Source organism: Terrabacter sp. AAH1, assembly GCF_054456855.1.
The window spans coordinates 1-14486 of record NZ_JBTJJV010000019.1 but is presented as its reverse complement, the minus strand read 5'-3'; the positions used below and the strand labels follow the sequence as shown (position 1 = coordinate 14486).

Annotated in this window: 12 protein-coding genes; 9 read left to right on the top strand and 3 right to left on the bottom strand. The window is 72.5% G+C overall.

Annotated features, from left to right (window positions below; all coding sequences use genetic code 11):
- The first annotated feature begins 88 nt into the window (after window positions 1-88).
- A complete protein-coding gene (locus ACXR8F_RS20100) occupies window positions 89-3319 on the top strand; it encodes a response regulator (protein ID WP_458803213.1) in 3231 nt (1076 codons plus the stop codon).
- A 23-nt stretch (window positions 3320-3342) separates the two neighbouring features.
- On the opposite strand, the gene ACXR8F_RS20095 is transcribed toward ACXR8F_RS20100, so the two are convergent.
- Window positions 3343-3996, bottom strand: coding sequence for a hypothetical protein (locus ACXR8F_RS20095; protein ID WP_458803211.1), 654 nt, complete (start codon window positions 3994-3996; stop codon window positions 3343-3345).
- Between the two features lie 140 nt (window positions 3997-4136).
- On the opposite strand from ACXR8F_RS20095, the gene ACXR8F_RS20090 reads away from it, so the two are divergent.
- From ACXR8F_RS20090 to ACXR8F_RS20075, 4 genes are all read left to right on the top strand, one after another.
- Window positions 4137-4874 carry a response regulator transcription factor gene (locus ACXR8F_RS20090; RefSeq protein WP_045191165.1) on the top strand — a complete coding sequence of 246 codons (738 nt, stop codon included), beginning with the start codon at window positions 4137-4139 and terminating at the stop codon, window positions 4872-4874.
- The gene (locus tag ACXR8F_RS20085) at window positions 4852-6609 is read left to right on the top strand and encodes a sensor histidine kinase (protein ID WP_458803210.1); all 1758 of its coding nucleotides are present in this window, start codon (window positions 4852-4854) and stop codon (window positions 6607-6609) included. Before ACXR8F_RS20090 ends, ACXR8F_RS20085 begins: the two co-directional genes overlap by 23 nt.
- A gap of 90 nt (window positions 6610-6699) precedes the next feature.
- Window positions 6700-8703 (top strand): ArnT family glycosyltransferase, encoded by a 2004-nt coding sequence (locus ACXR8F_RS20080; protein WP_458803208.1) that lies wholly within the window; start codon window positions 6700-6702, stop codon window positions 8701-8703.
- 8 nt (window positions 8704-8711) lie between these two features.
- A complete protein-coding gene (locus tag ACXR8F_RS20075) occupies window positions 8712-9182 on the top strand; it encodes a GtrA family protein (RefSeq protein WP_458803207.1) in 471 nt (156 codons plus the stop codon).
- A gap of 8 nt (window positions 9183-9190) precedes the next feature.
- Here ACXR8F_RS20075 and ACXR8F_RS20070 read toward each other — a convergent pair whose 3' ends face one another.
- Together ACXR8F_RS20070 and ACXR8F_RS20065 are read right to left on the bottom strand one after the other, a co-directional pair.
- Window positions 9191-10288, bottom strand: coding sequence for an MBL fold metallo-hydrolase (locus tag ACXR8F_RS20070; RefSeq protein ID WP_458803205.1), 1098 nt, complete (start codon window positions 10286-10288; stop codon window positions 9191-9193).
- A gap of 125 nt (window positions 10289-10413) precedes the next feature.
- Window positions 10414-11730 (bottom strand): MBL fold metallo-hydrolase, encoded by a 1317-nt coding sequence (locus tag ACXR8F_RS20065; RefSeq protein ID WP_458803203.1) that lies wholly within the window; start codon window positions 11728-11730, stop codon window positions 10414-10416.
- Window positions 11731-11847: 117 nt separating this feature from the next.
- Here ACXR8F_RS20065 and ACXR8F_RS20060 point away from each other — a divergent pair, with 117 nt between their 5' ends.
- The 4 genes from ACXR8F_RS20060 (at window position 11848) to ACXR8F_RS20045 (ending at window position 14370) form a co-directional block, all read left to right on the top strand.
- Window positions 11848-12405: a toxin-antitoxin system HicB family antitoxin gene (locus tag ACXR8F_RS20060; RefSeq protein WP_458803202.1), complete on the top strand. Its 558-nt coding sequence runs from the start codon at window positions 11848-11850 to the stop codon at window positions 12403-12405.
- A 76-nt stretch (window positions 12406-12481) separates the two neighbouring features.
- Window positions 12482-13348 carry a DUF4097 family beta strand repeat-containing protein gene (locus ACXR8F_RS20055; RefSeq protein WP_045191170.1) on the top strand — a complete coding sequence of 289 codons (867 nt, stop codon included), beginning with the start codon at window positions 12482-12484 and terminating at the stop codon, window positions 13346-13348.
- On the top strand, window positions 13345-13659 hold the full coding sequence (locus ACXR8F_RS20050; protein ID WP_458803201.1) for a hypothetical protein: 315 nt from the start codon (window positions 13345-13347) through the stop codon (window positions 13657-13659). Before ACXR8F_RS20055 ends, ACXR8F_RS20050 begins: the two co-directional genes overlap by 4 nt.
- A gap of 87 nt (window positions 13660-13746) precedes the next feature.
- The gene (locus tag ACXR8F_RS20045; protein ID WP_458803200.1) at window positions 13747-14370 is read left to right on the top strand and encodes an FMN-binding negative transcriptional regulator; all 624 of its coding nucleotides are present in this window, start codon (window positions 13747-13749) and stop codon (window positions 14368-14370) included.
- Window positions 14371-14486 lie beyond the last annotated feature (116 nt).

Genomic DNA, 14486 nt, shown 5'->3' with positions numbered 1-14486 from the left:
CTCCGATCGGAGAGGAGAGGTCGACCCGATCGTAGGTGCGCGGCGTGACTTCCGGGCGAGCGGCCCCGGAATGGGCGAGGATCTGGGCATGTCGGGAATTCCGGACGAAGACGCCACGGTGGGGGAGGAGCTCTTCCGCTGGATGGTCGCCGCGTCCCCCGACGGGCTGTGGGTCTTCGACGAGGACGGCCGCACGCTCTTCGCCAACGCCCGGATGGCTCAGCTGCTCGGTCGCGACCCCGATGAGATGGTGGGCTTCTCGGTCTTCGAGGCCGTCGACGACGTCGGCAAGGTGCAGTTCCGCCGGCACCTCGACGAGCTCGCGACGCGCGGCGAACCGGGCGACAACCTCGAGTGCAGCCTGCTCGACTCCCGCGGCGAGCGGTTCTGGGCCCTGGTGTCGCACACGCCGCTCGTCGACGAGTCGGGCCGCCGGCGCGGCTGGATGCACCGGGTCAGCGAGCACAGCGCCCAGCGCAAGCTGCTCGACCAGCTCGCCGAGGCGCAGGCCATCGCGAAGATCGGCAGCTGGGAGTGGGACGTCGGCAGCGACCGCGTGTCGTGGTCCGACGAGCTCTACCGCATCTACGGCATGGACCGCAGCGAGCTCGCGCCCACCTACGAGGGCTTCCTCGCCCGCATCCACCCCGACGACCGCGACCACGTCGCCGCGACGGTCGGTGCGGCCGTCACCTCCGAGGACTCCTTCGAGTTCGACGCGCGGGTGCTGCGCACGGGCGGCGAGACCGGTTGGATCCGCGGCCGCGGGCTCGTCACGCGCGACCCCGAGGGCAACGCGATCCGGATGGGTGGCACCGCGCACGACATCACCGAGCAGAAGGACGCCGAGCAGGCCCTCGGCCTGGTCACGGCACTCGCGACCGCAGCCAACGAGTCGGCGACGCTCGACGAGGCACTGCCCGCCGTTCTCGTCGAGGTGGCCCGGCACACGACGTGGCGGCCGGTGCTCGCGACGGTCCTCGACGCGGGAGGTGCGCTCGGGTCGCCGATCGTCGCGCCCGACGGCACCGAGGTGAGCACGCTGCAGGTCGAGGTCGGCATGGAGTTCGCGGCGCGGGCCGCCGCCGACCGCACCGTCGTCGCCGACGCGTCGCCCGCGGGGTCGGTCATCGTGGCCGTGCCGGTCATCGCCGAGGACCGCGTCGCCTGCGTCGTCGTGCTCGACATGCGCAGCACCGCGCCGCCCGTCGCGTCCGACGCCGCGACGATCACGCAGCTCACCGCCCTCTTCGCCCGGGTCGCCGACCGCGAGTGGACGGCGCAGCGGCTCGCCGACGCCCGCGACGCCGCCATGGAGGCCTCGCGCGCGAAGTCCGAGTTCCTCGCGACGATGAGCCACGAGATCCGCACGCCCCTCAACGGCGTCATCGGCCTCTCCGAGCTGCTCGGCCGCACCGAGCTGACCCCGCACCAGCGGCGCCTCTCCGACGGCATCGACCAGGCGGGACGCGTCCTGCTCGAGCTCGTCAACGACATCCTCGACCTCTCCAAGATCGAGGCCGGGCGGCTCGAGCTCGAAGCGGTCGACTTCGACCCGGCCGCGGTGCTCGAGCGTGGGGTGGCGCTGCTCGCCGAACGGGCCCGCGCCAAGTCGCTCAACCTGTCGGTGACCCACTCCGCCGACGTGCCGCTGATGGTCTCGGGCGACCCGGTGCGCTTCGGGCAGGTCATCGCCAACCTCACCACCAACGCCGTCAAGTTCACCGACACGGGCAGCGTCTCGGCGCACCTGTCGCTCGAGCGCCAGACGGCCGCCGGTCCGGTCCTGCGCGTCGAGGTCACCGACACCGGGCCCGGCATCTCGCCCGAGGTGCGCTCGCGGCTCTTCGAGTCCTTCTCGCAGGGCGACTCGTCGACGACGCGCGAGTACGGCGGCACCGGTCTCGGTCTGGCCATCAGCCGGCAGATCGTGACGGCCTTCGGGGGCGAGATCGGCGTCGTCAGCGAGCCGGGCCGGGGCAGCACGTTCTGGTTCACCGCCGCCTTCGCCACCCGGACGACAGGTGGCCTCGGCCGCACCGAGTCGCAGGTCGCGGCCGTGTCGGGCCTGCGTGCGCTCGTCGTGGGCGCCAACGCGGACCACCGCCGACGCGTCGAGGAGCAGCTGGCCGCCTGGTCGATGTCGGTGACGGCCGCGAGCACGGGTGTCGACGGGCTCGTCGAGCTCGACCGGGCCGAGCGAGGCGGCTCGCCGGTCGACGTCGTGGTGCTGGACGACCCCGGCACGGGCGTCGGGGGGCTCGAGGTCGCGCGGCTGATCCGCTCCGACGAGCGCTTCGCGGGCGTACGCGTCGTGCTCGTGTGTGCCCACGTGCCACCACCCGATGCGACGACCCTGACGGACTCGGGCGTCGACTCGACGCTCACCGCGCCGGTCATGCCGTCGGCGCTCTTCGACACCATGTCCGACGTCGCCGGTCGCGACCTGGTGCTCCCCGACGACGTCGGACACGGTGTCGGGGTCGCGGGTGCCACCGCCGTCGTGGTGCCGTCCGGGGCCGACGGACCCCTCGGAACCGTCCTCGTCGTCGAGGACAACGAGATCAACCAGCTCGTCGCCAAGGGCATCCTCGAAAGCCTCGGGTATGCCGTGGTGCTCGCCGGCAACGGCGTCGAGGGGGTGGCCGCCCACCGACACCACGGCGAAGAGCTCGCGGCCGTGCTCATGGACTGCCAGATGCCGCAGATGGACGGCTACGAGGCGACGCGCGAGATCCGCGCGCAGGAGCCGGACGGCCGGCGGCTGCCCGTCATCGCGATGACGGCGTCGGCGATCGCCGGAGAGCGCGAGCGGTGCCTGCAGGCCGGCATGGACGACTTCCTGACCAAGCCGATCGACGTCGCCCTGCTCGCCTCGACGCTGCAACGCTGGACCGGTGGGGCACACCGGGCCCAGCCGCAGACGCCCGTGACCCCGGCCGTGCCGGAACCTTCGACACCCCCGGTGCTCGACGACCGGAGGCTCGCCGAGCTGCGCGACCTCGAGCCCGGTGACCCGTCGCTGCTGCTGCGGTTCATCGACCGCTTCGGCGAGGGAGCCCGCCAGCGCGTCACCGACCTGCGCGCCGCGCACGCCGAGGGTGACGCGGAGAGCCAGGGCCGGATCGCGCACGGGCTGAAAGGGTCCGCCTCCAACCTCGGCGCCGCGGTGCTCGCCGACGTGTGCAAGCAGGTCGAGGACCTCGGAGCTGCCGGGCGCCTCGCCGACGAAGCCCTCGTCGCCCGGGTCGAGGACGAGGTCGGCCGGGCGACGAGGGCGCTCGAGGGTTACGCCGCGGGGCTGCGCGCGACGCGCTGAGCCGTCCAGTGCCCATGCGGGGGTCAGGTGGTCTTGCTGCCTCCGGCGGTGCCGTCGTCGTCGGGGTCACTGCGCGAGAACGGGTCGACGCCGGGGTCGAGCTGGTCGAGCTGGTCGAGCTGGTCGAGCTGGTCCAGCTGGTCGAGCAGGTCCTGCGGGTCGAGCTGGCTCAGCTGGTTCGGGTCCATGCCGCTCAGGCCCCCACCCGGCACGCCGTTCTGGAGGTTGGGCAGCTGCTGGTTCGGCCCGCCGAAGCCGCCCTGGCCGTTGCCACCGGGCAGCTGGAAGCTGCGGCCACCGCCCGGACCCCGGAACGAGTCCCCGCCCGACGACCCCGCGGGCATGGCTGCAGCAGCGCCGATCGCGCCGGCCGAGGCCAGCACGAGCGCGAGACCGGCGGTCACGGCGGTCTTCTTCGCGCTCCAGCGGCCCGCAGGGTCGGTCCGCGGCTGCAGACCGGTGGCCGCCGTCGGGACGGACGGGCCCGCGATGGGGGAGGGGCCCTCGGGAGCGGGCATGCCGGCATACGCGTAGGGGGTGCTCGGCGGCGTCACGGGGAGCTCGCTCGTCGGCGGGGACGCCGGAAGGACCTGGGTGTCCGGCCCCTTCGGGTCGAACTGCGGCAGGCTCGGCCGCGGCTGTTCGGCCGGGCCCGGCGTGGTGGACTCGTTGCTCATGACAGCCACGGTCGAACCACTGCCTGTGCAGGCGCTGTGGCTGACCCGTCGGGGTGCTGGGACTTCGGGACAGACGCTCCACAGGATTCGCACAGGGATGTGCTGGTCACCGCACAGCCCCACAGGTTTCACTGGATGACATGAGCGAGAAGACCAAGCCCGCAGCGGCCCGCCTCCAGCGCCTCGACGGCTCCCCGGTGCGGGTGCTCGTCGTCGACGACGAGGCCAACCTCACCGAGCTGCTCGGCATGGCCCTGCGCTACGAGGGGTGGGACGTGCGGGCCGCAGGCACCGGCATGGAGGCCGTGCGCGCCGCTCGGGAGTTCGACCCCGACGCGGTGGTCCTCGACATGATGCTGCCGGACTTCGACGGGCTCGAGGTGCTGCGCCGCATGCGCGCCGACAACAGCAACGTTCCGGTCCTCTTCCTCACCGCCAAGGACGCCGTCGAGGACCGCGTTTCGGGCCTCACCGCCGGCGGCGACGACTACGTCACCAAGCCCTTCTCGCTCGAGGAGGTCGTGGCCCGCGTCCGCGCCCTCATGCGGCGCACCACGGTCGCGGTCTCGTCGTCCGACTCGGTGCTCGTCGTCGGTGACCTCACGCTCGACGAGGACAGCCACGAGGTCATGCGCGCCGGTGACGAGATCCACCTGACCGCAACGGAGTTCGAGCTGCTGCGCTACCTGATGCGCAACCCCAAGCGGGTGCTGTCCAAGGCCCAGATCCTCGACCGTGTCTGGAACTACGACTTCGGCGGGCAGGCCAACGTCGTCGAGCTCTACATCTCGTACCTCCGCAAGAAGATCGACGCGGGTCGCGAGCCGATGATCCACACGATGCGAGGGGCTGGTTATGTCCTCAAGCCGGCCGTCTGACGCGCCCGTCGAGAAGTTCGACCGACCCGAGCGCCCGGACCTTCCCGACCCCGCCGACCTGCCCGACGCCGACGGCGCGCCCGCCCCTGACCTCCGGGGCCCGGAGGTCGGTTTCACCGACGAGCCCGCCGACCAGCGCACCGACGACACGCGCACGTATGCCGTCCCCCTCGCTCCCGCGGCCGGCTTCCCTTCCGGTGCTGCCTCCGAAGAGCCCGCAGAGGACCAGCGCACCCTGCGGGAGCGCCTCGCCGACGCCCAGGACCGGGTGCGGCCGTGGTCGGCTTGGACGCTCCGCGCCAAGCTCGTGGCGTCGACCCTCGCGCTCTTCGCCGTGCTCAGCTCTGCCATCGGTGCCTTCACCGTCGTTGCGCTCGACCGGCAGCTGACCGGCCAGGTCGACGACCAGCTGAACACCGCGATCCAGCAGATCTTCGTCGACCGTCGCGGGATCGAGTTCGATGCCACCGAGCACGGGCCACGGGGCCCCGGCGACGAGGGACTGGTGGCCTTCATCCCGTCGAGCCCGACGGACGACTACCCGATCCCTCTCGGCCGGGTGTCGGTCGAGCGGGAGTGGAAGGTCCTGACGTCGTCCCAGCTGACGGCGCTCAACATGGCGGCACTGGGCCGGGACCCGGAGAACGTCACGTTGACGGGCCTGGGCACCTATCGGCTTCGCTCGCTGTCCGCGGGTCTGCAGGCGAGTCCATCGAGTCCCGTGACTCCCGGCGCGCTCGTCGTGGGCCTGCCCATCGAGCCGGTGCAGCGCACCATCCAGCAGATGGTGGTCGTCGTGGTGATGGCAGTCGGGGCCGGCATCATCCTCGTCGCCGTCCTCGGGACCTGGCTCGTGCGGCGCAACCTCGAGCCGCTGCGTCGGGTGGCTGCGACCGCGACGAAGGTCTCGCGCATGCCGCTGCACTCGGGCAAGGTGGCGCTCGCCGAGCGCGTCGACGCCGCCGACACCGACACGCGCACCGAGGTCGGCCAGGTCGGAGCAGCGTTCAACGAGATGCTCGACCACGTCGACGAGGCCCTCAACGCGCGCCACCAGAGCGAGCAGCGGGTGCGCCAGTTTGTCGCCGACGCCTCGCACGAGCTGCGCACGCCGCTCGCGTCGATCAAGGGCTACGCGGAGCTGTCGCGCCGCGAGCCGAACGCCGTGCCGCAGACCGTCACCCACGCCATGGGCCGCATCGAGTCCGAGGCGAACCGGATGAGCTCGCTCGTCGAGGACCTCCTGCTCCTCGCGCGACTGGACGCCGGCCGCCCGCTCGAGGAGGCACCGGTCGACGTGTCGATGCTCGTCATCAACGCCGTCAGCGACGCCCACGCCGCCTCGCCGGGCCACCGGTGGGACCTCGACCTGCCGCCCGATCCGGTGGAGGTCCGGGGTGACGCGGCACGCCTGCACCAGGTCGTCGCCAACCTCCTCGGCAACGCCCGCACGCACACCCCCGACGGCACCCGTGTCACGACGTCCGTGCGCCCGGAGGGGGAGTGGGTTCGCGTGGCGGTCCACGACGACGGTCCTGGTGTGCCGGAGACCTTGCAGCCCAACGTCTTCGAGCGTTTCGCCCGCGGTGACGACGCGCGCGTGAGGGCCGGCGGAAGCACCGGCCTCGGCCTGTCGATCGTGGCCGCGGTGAGCAAGGCCCACGGCGGTCGCGTCGAGCTCGAGAGCAAGCCGGGCGACACGACGTTCAGCCTGCTCCTCCCCGCCGCCGTCTGAGGTCCCGCCAGGGCCCGGGCCACGGGTGCTCATTCCCGCACCAAAGTCGGGTCATAGCAACGGCACAGCCGCGGGCCCGAGCGTTGAGCCATGGACACCATGACCCTCACGACCACGGGCACGGCGGGCAGCTCCGCACCGGCGCCCTCGGGGCCGGCCGACCCGCGCCCCCGGACCCACTCGACGCCCGCCGCCGCCCGTGCGGGTCGTCCCAACCGCTTCCAGCGCCTGTGGCGCGGGCCCGACGCAGACCCCGTCTGGGCGCGTCCGGCGCTGCTCGGCCTGCTCGTTGCGACACTCGTGCTCTACACGTGGAACCTCACGGCGAGCGGCTACGCGAACTCGTTCTACTCCGCGGCCGTCCAGGCCGGCGCCGACAGCTGGAAGGCCTTCTTCTTCGGCAGCTCCGACGCGGCCGGCTCGATCACCGTCGACAAGCCCCCGGCCTCCCTCTGGGTGATGGCCCTGTCGGTGCGGGTGCTCGGCCTCAGCTCCTTCGCGATCCTCCTCCCGCAGGCCCTCATGGGCGTCGCGACGGTGGGGGTCGTCTACGCGACGGTCAAGCGCCAGTTCGGTGCCGCCGCGGGTCTCATCGGTGGCGCCGTCGTCGCGCTCACGCCGGTCGCGGCCCTGATGTTCACCTTCAACAACCCGGACGCCCTCCTCACCCTGCTCATGGCGCTCGGCGCGTGGGCGACGGTGAAGGCCATCGAGCAGGCATCCCCGAAGTGGATGATGGTCGTCGGCGTCTTCATCGGCCTGGGCTTCCTCACCAAGACTCTCCAGGTTCTCCTCGTCGTGCCGTTCTTCGGCCTCGCCTACCTCGTCGCGGCGCCCACGACCCTGCGGAGGCGGATCGTCCACTCCCTGCTCGCCGTCGGCGCGATGGTGCTGTCGGCCGGCTGGTGGGTCGCGATCGTCGAGCTGATTCCCGCGTCTGCCCGCCCCTACATCGGTGGCAGCCAGACGAACTCGTTCCTCGAGCTGACCTTCGGCTACAACGGTCTCGGCCGCATCAACGGTGACGAGACCGGCTCCGTCGGTGGCGGTGGCGGCGGCAACTGGGGTGCGACCGGACTGTTCCGGATGTTCTCCTCGAGCGTCGGCGACCAGGTCTCGTGGCTCATCCCGAGCGCGCTGGTGCTGCTCGCGGCCGGCCTGTGGTTCCGGGGCCGGCGCCCGCGCACCGACCTGCGCCGCGCGGCCTACCTCGTCTGGGGCGGCTGGCTCGTCGTCACGATGCTCGTCTTCTCGTTCATGGCCGGCATCTTCCACGAGTACTACACGGTGGCCCTGGCCCCCGCGATCGGCGCGCTTGTCGGCATGGGCGCGGTCGAGGCCTGGCAGCGCCGCGCCAGCGGTGCCGGCACGGTCGTCCTCGCGCTCGCGACCGCGGCGGCGGCGACCTGGAGCTTCATCCTCCTGTCCCGCACGACGGCATACGGCGACTGGCTGCGCGTCTCGGTGCTCGCGGTCGGCATGGCGGCGGCCCTGCTCATCCTCGCGACGCGCTGGCTGCACGTGCGCGCCGTGCCGCTCGTCGTCGCCGGTGCGCTCGTCGCGGGACTCGCCGGCCCGGGGGCGTATGCCGTGTCGACGACGGCCCAGGGCCACTCCGGGTCGATCGTCACCGCGGGTCCCGCCGGCTCCAGCCGCGGCCCGGGTGGCGGCGGCGGATTCCCGGGTGGGCCGCAGGGCGGAGGGGGCGCCATGGGTGGCCTGCTCAACGCCGAGACGCCCAGCACCGCCGTCGTCGCGGCCCTGTCGGCCAACGCCGACCAGTACACGTGGGTCGCCGCGGCCATCGGCTCACAGACCGCGGCCGGCCTCCAACTCGGCACGCAGCTGCCGGTCATGGCGATCGGCGGGTTCAACGGCTCCGACCCGAGCCCGACCCTGGCCCAGTTCCAGCAGTACGTCGCCGACGGCAAGATCCACTACTTCGCCGGTGGTGGGCGCGGCTTCGGCAACCAGAACGGTGGCAGCAGCGCCTCGTCCGAGATCAGCGCCTGGGTGCAGGCGAACTTCACCTCGGTCGAGATCGACGGCTCCACCTTCTACGACCTGACCCAGCCCGTGTCGTCGGCTCAGTGAGCGCGGCCATGACCGACTTCCGCACCGGCGGGGCCACGCACGTGGCCTCGCCGGTGGCGCGGATCCGTTTGTCCCGACAGGTGATCCGGTTCGCCGGGGTCGGTGTGCTCTCGACTGCCCTGCACCTCGGCCTCTTCGCGGCGCTCGAGCACGCCGGCCTCGGGTCGCAGCTCGCCAACGGCGTCGCGCTCGTCGTCGCGACGATCGTCAACACCGCGGCCAACCGGGCGTGGACCTTCGGCGTGACCGGCCGCGAGCGCATGGTGTCGCACCACGGCCAGGCCCTCGTCATCTTCGCGATCACGTATGCCGCCACGACCCTCGCGCTCGCCGTGCTCGGTCGCGTCGCGCCCGAGTCCGGCACAGCGGTGCAGACCGCGGTCGTCGCCGTCGCGAACGTGCTGTCGACGGCCGTGCGGTTCGTCGCCATGAAGCGCTGGATCTTCCGGCCCACGGAGAGCGCCGCCGCAGACACCTGAGGGAGAGGTCAGTCGCGGTCGGCGTCTGCGGCGCAGGCCTCCCACCAAGGGTCCTGGTGGGCGGCGACGACCTCGTCGATGTCGTTGCCGCTCAGCTCGATCCGCGTGCCGACCTTGGGTGCGACCAGGCGGACTCCGCTCTCGGCAGCGGCGCGGCGGGCCCAGCGGATCGGCTCGCTCCACCAGTGCGTGGCGAGGTTGAAGGTCGCCCAGTGGATCGGCAGCATGACCGAGTCGGTCTCGCCCTTGTTGAGGTCGAGGTGTGCCTCGATGGCCTGGGCGGGGTCGAGGTGGATGTCGGGCCAGTGCACGCTGTAGGCGCCGATGGGGATGATCGTCAGGTCGAACGGCCCGAGGTCGGCGCCGATGTCGGCGTAGCGGTGGGTCGGGCCGGAGTCGCCGCCGAAGAACACCGAGTGCTGCGGCCCGTGCAGCGACCAGGCCGCCCACAGCGTCTGGTTGCGCACGAAGCCGCGACCGGAGAAGTGGCGCGCCTCGCAGCAGGTGATGCGGATGCCGGCGACCTCGGTCTCCTCGCGCCAGTCCAGGCTCGTGATGCGTCCCGTCGGCACGCCCCAGGAGCGCAGGTGCTCGTCGACGCCCAGCGGCACGACGTAGTGCGGCCGGTGGGTGCGCTCGAGCTGCCGGATCGACGGCTCGTCGAGGTGGTCGTAGTGGTCGTGGCTGATGACGACGGCGTCGAGGTGCGGCAGCTCGGCGATGGGTCCGGGCACGGGGTACAGCCGCTTCGGTCCGGCGACGACCGACGGCGAGGCACGGTTGCCGAAGACGGGGTCGAGCAGGAAGCGGCGGCCGTCGAGCTCGACGACGCTCGTCGCGTGGCCGTACCACGTGACGGCGAGGTCGGCGGGCTCGTGCGGGTGGCGCGGCCGGACGAGGGGCACGGTGCCGCGGGGGCGTCCACGGCCGAACTCGCGCACCATCGTCATGAGCATGCTGCCGGGACCCTCGGCCTCGGACGTGGCGACGACGTGCGTCGGCTCGTGGGAACGGAACTCACCGTCGCGGTAGTTCGGCGAGCCGGCGGCGCGGCTGCGCTGCGTCGCGGTCGGGGCGCCCATCCGGCGCAGGATCGGGAGCTGCACTGGCTTCTCCTGCCTGTCGTGCAATCACGGTCGGCGGCCCCGGGAAGGGCCACCGTCATTCTCGTCCAGCGACGGGGGAGTCGCCCGAGTTCCCCCGTGGAGATCGGGTGACGGCCGTGTGAACGTCAGTCGCGGTCCTCGGCCGCCGAGCAGACCTCCCACCACGGGTCGGAGTGCGCCTTGGCGACGGAGCGCGCGTCGTCACCGGCGAGGTCGACGCGCTGGCCGACGCGGGGGAAGGCGACGGGCACGCCGGCCTCGGCAGCAGCACGGCGCAACCGGCGTACGGGCTCGGCCCACCAGTGCATCGACAGGTTGAACGTGGCCCAGTGCACCGGCACGAGCAGCGACTCGCGCGCGGCGGTGCGCACCGTGCGGGTCGTCTCGGTGGGCTCGCCCTCCTCGTGCGCCCCGCCGGGGGTGTCGATGCGCTGGTCGCCGGCGATGAACCCGTCCGCCACGCCGGCGTCGTCGGCCACGAGCGCCTCGGCGTCGTCGCCGATGCGGTTGACGTCGCGGTGGGCGGCGAGGGCCTGCTCGGGGTCCATGTGGATGTCGGGCCAGAACGAGTCGTAGGCGCCGACCGGCATGAGCGTGAGGTCGAAGGGGCCGAGGTCGGCGCCGATGCTCGCGAAGCGCTTCGACGTGCCGGAGTCGCCGGGGAAGTAGGCCGAGTGCGCGGGGCCGTGGAGGGCCCAGCCGGCCCACAGGGTCTGGCTGTCGACGAGGCCGCGACCCGAGTTGTGGCGGGCCTCGGTGCAGGTCAGCCGGATGCCGGCCACCTCGGTCTCGCCGCGCCAGTCGAGGGCGGTGATGCGCTCTTCGGGCACGCCCCACGCGAGCAGGTGCGCGTTGACGCCGAGCGGCACGACATAGTGCGGCCGGTGGGTCTGCTCGAGCCGGACGATCGAGGGCTGGTCGAGGTGGTCGTAGTGGTCGTGGCTGATGAGCACCGCGTCGATGCTGGGCAGGTCGGCGATCGAGCCGGGCACCTCGTGCAGGCGCTTCGGGCCGGCGTGTCGGATCGGTGACACCCGCTCGCTGAACACCGGGTCGACGAGGAAGCGCGCGCCGTCGATCTCGATGACCGTCGTGGCGTGGCCGTACCACGTGACGGCGAGCTCGCCCGGCTGCTGCGGCGGCTCGGCCGCGACGACGGGCACGGTGCCGACCGGCTCGCCCCGGCCGTGCACGCGGATGGCGGCGAGCAGGGCGCTCGTCTGGGCCTTGATGCGGGGCCGGAGCGAGGGCTCCTCGCCCTCGAAGCGCCGTCCCTTGAAGTTCGGGGACTCCCTGACGATCGGCAGGATGGCTGCGGGGGAGGCGCCCATCCGGTGCATGACCCGGACGAACTGCCGCGACCGGGTGCGGGACGAGACCTTCTCGATGGCGTGGGAGAGGGCCCGGACGGAGGGACGGTCGGAGGTGCCGAGGCTGCGCATCGGTGACCTTTCGAGGGCTGGGCGAGGGGTGGAGAGGGGCTCTCGGAACGTACCCGCGTCAGCCTCTGCGTCGGCATGGTGTTGACGTGACACCATGCTGGTGTCATAGTGATGCGCATGGACATCACGGAGTACGTCGACGCACTGCGTCGGGATCTCGCCCAGGCGGCCAGGGCGATGGGTCCGGAGACCGAGCAGGCCGCCGAGCGCATCGGCTTCGCCCTCGACTCGTCGGCGCGGCTGGCCCTTATGGACGCCTTGTCGCACGCTGCGGCCGAGATCACCAACGAGCTCGACGGCACGTCCGTCGAGGTTCGGCTCCAGGGCCGCGAGCCCGTCTTCGTCGTCGTCGGCGCCGGCCCGGCCGCCCTCGCCGAGGACACCCAGAGCGTGCGCACCGATGACACCACTGCGGTGTCAGCCGAGGATGAAGGGCCCGAGACCGCCCGCATCACCCTCCGCCTGCCCGAGGTCCTCAAGGCCCGTGCCGAAGAGCTCGCCACGAGCCGGGGCCAGTCGCTCAACACCTGGATCGTCAATGCCGTGCGGGCGGCGACGGCAGCCCCGGGGCCCGCGCCCGGCTTCCCGCCGATGCCCCCCGGCCCCCAGTTCGGTCCCGGCGCGCCAGGGCGCAACCGCTCCTCGAACAAGCGGGTCCAGGGCTGGGTGCGCTGACCCGCCCCACGGCGACGCACCCGCCCTCACGCACCCGCCACACGGCATACGCACTCTTCGAGACAAAGGACATCCCATGAGCACCAACCTCGAGACCCGCTTCGACACCACGGGTCCGATCAACCTCAAGGTCGAGCTCCTCGTCGGCGACGTCACGCTGACGGCGGGCGAGGCGCCGACCACGACCGTCCGGCTCGTCCCCCGCGGCAAGAGCGGCGCCGAGATGGCCGAGAAGTTCACCGTCGAGGCGCACGGCAACGACGTCGTCGTCATCGCCCCCAAGCGCGAGAGCTTCTTCGCCTTCGGCTCCAAGGGCTCGGTCGACGTCGAGATCGAGCTGCCGACGAGCAGCACGGTCGAGGCCAAGACGGGCGCTGGCGACGTCGCCGCCACCGGCCTGCTCGGTGACGTGCGGGTCAGCACCGGCGCGGGCGACCTCACCTTCCACGAGGTCGGCTCCGCGCACCTCAAGTCCGGCTCGGGCGACCTCACCCTGCAGTCGAGCCGCGGTGACGTCAACGCCAAGACCGGGTCGGGTGACGTCTCCATCGGATCGGCCGGCGGCCGACTCGACCTCGTCTCGGGCAGCGGCGACATCTCGATCCGGCGCACCGACGCCGGCGTCAAGGCCCGCACCGGCTCGGGCGACCTCCACATCGACGCGAGCACCGGCGACCTCGAGCTGATGACCGGCACCGGCGACGTCGTGCTCGGCGCGGTGCACGGGGGCCAGGTCCAGGCCAAGACCGGCACCGGCGACGTCAGCATCGGCATCGCGAACGGCGTCGCGACCTACCTGGACCTCAACAGCGTCACGGGCGACGTCGACGTCGACCTCGAGAGCACCGACGGCCCCGGGGACTCCGAGGCCCGAGCCGGCCTCTCCGTCCACTCCGGCAGCGGCGACATCCGCGTCAAGCGAGCGAAAGTGAGCCTGTCATGAGCACCTACAGCGGCACGTACGGCAGCGGCAGCACGGTCGGCCTCTCGCTCCAGGAGGCGCTCGCCCGCGAGCTGATCCACCAGCGGGTCGCCGAGCGACACCACGCGCCCAAGCCCACCCGAGTGCGACGCGGCGTCCGGGCCGCGCACCTCCTGCGCAGCATCGCCGAGCGCCTCGACCCGGCAGCTGCGGCCCAGACCACCCCGGCAGGGGCTCCGGCGACGGCCGTGTCGCCGCCCGCCGGCAGCCCCCGACCGTGGTCGGCCCAGCCCCGGCCGGCCGTCCGGCGGGCGCCGCACCGCCACAGCTGAAGACCTCTCGTCGACGGAGCCCGCCGCCCCTCCCTGCGGCGGGCTCCGTGCTGCCGAGGCTCGACGGGCGCATGCGACGATCGAGGCATGTACGTCCCCAAGGCCTTCGGCATGGCCGAGTCCGACCTGCACGCCTTCCTCGAGGCACAGCCGTCCGCCCACCTCGTCACCGTCGGTCCCGACGGGGTCCCGGACGCGACGCTGCTGCCGATCGTCGTCGAGGGTGACCGGGTGCTCGGTCACCTGGGCCGCAAGAACGGGCAGTGGGAGCGCATCGTGCCCGGATCGCCGGGTCTCGTCGTCGTCACCGGTGCCGACGCCTACATCTCGCCCAGCTGGTATGCCGCCAAGGCCGAGCACGGGCGCGTCGTGCCCACGTGGAACTACAGCGAGGTCCACCTGCGTGGGGCCGTGACGGTGCACGACGACCCCGACTGGGTGCTCGACGTCGTCACCCGCCTGACCGAGCGCCACGAGGCCCATCGGGAGGGGCGGTGGCACGTGGCGGACGCCCCCGAGAAGTACCTCCGCGGGCAGCTGCTCGGGATCGTCGGCGTCGAGGTGGTCGTCGAGTCCGTCGAGGGCAAGGCGAAGCTCGGCCAGAACCGCTCGGACGCCGACCGGGTGGGTGCGGTCGCGGGACTGCGGGCCGAGCCGGGAGTGCTGCCGGGAGCCGTGGCCGACGCCATGGAGAAGGCCCTCGAGCACTGAGAGCCCTATGTCAAGCGGTCTGTTGTTGGAGGACCACCAAGCGTCCGTGTAGGTCGGGGTCGTAGGGCACGTGGTCGTGCCAGCAGCGCCAGAGGATCCTGGTCCAGCTCTGGGCG

Coding starts and splice junctions, on each gene's coding strand:
- ACXR8F_RS20080 (WP_458803208.1), top strand. CDS start 6,700: ATGGACACCATGACCCTCACGACCACGGGCACGGCGGGCAGCTCCGCA.
- ACXR8F_RS20055 (WP_045191170.1), top strand. CDS start 12,482: ATGAGCACCAACCTCGAGACCCGCTTCGACACCACGGGTCCGATCAAC.
- ACXR8F_RS20045 (WP_458803200.1), top strand. CDS start 13,747: ATGTACGTCCCCAAGGCCTTCGGCATGGCCGAGTCCGACCTGCACGCC.
- ACXR8F_RS20075 (WP_458803207.1), top strand. CDS start 8,712: ATGACCGACTTCCGCACCGGCGGGGCCACGCACGTGGCCTCGCCGGTG.
- ACXR8F_RS20065 (WP_458803203.1), bottom strand. CDS start 11,730: ATGCGCAGCCTCGGCACCTCCGACCGTCCCTCCGTCCGGGCCCTCTCC.
- ACXR8F_RS20085 (WP_458803210.1), top strand. CDS start 4,852: ATGTCCTCAAGCCGGCCGTCTGACGCGCCCGTCGAGAAGTTCGACCGA.
- ACXR8F_RS20100 (WP_458803213.1), top strand. CDS start 89: ATGTCGGGAATTCCGGACGAAGACGCCACGGTGGGGGAGGAGCTCTTC.
- ACXR8F_RS20050 (WP_458803201.1), top strand. CDS start 13,345: ATGAGCACCTACAGCGGCACGTACGGCAGCGGCAGCACGGTCGGCCTC.
- ACXR8F_RS20095 (WP_458803211.1), bottom strand. CDS start 3,996: ATGAGCAACGAGTCCACCACGCCGGGCCCGGCCGAACAGCCGCGGCCG.
- ACXR8F_RS20060 (WP_458803202.1), top strand. CDS start 11,848: ATGGACATCACGGAGTACGTCGACGCACTGCGTCGGGATCTCGCCCAG.
- ACXR8F_RS20090 (WP_045191165.1), top strand. CDS start 4,137: ATGAGCGAGAAGACCAAGCCCGCAGCGGCCCGCCTCCAGCGCCTCGAC.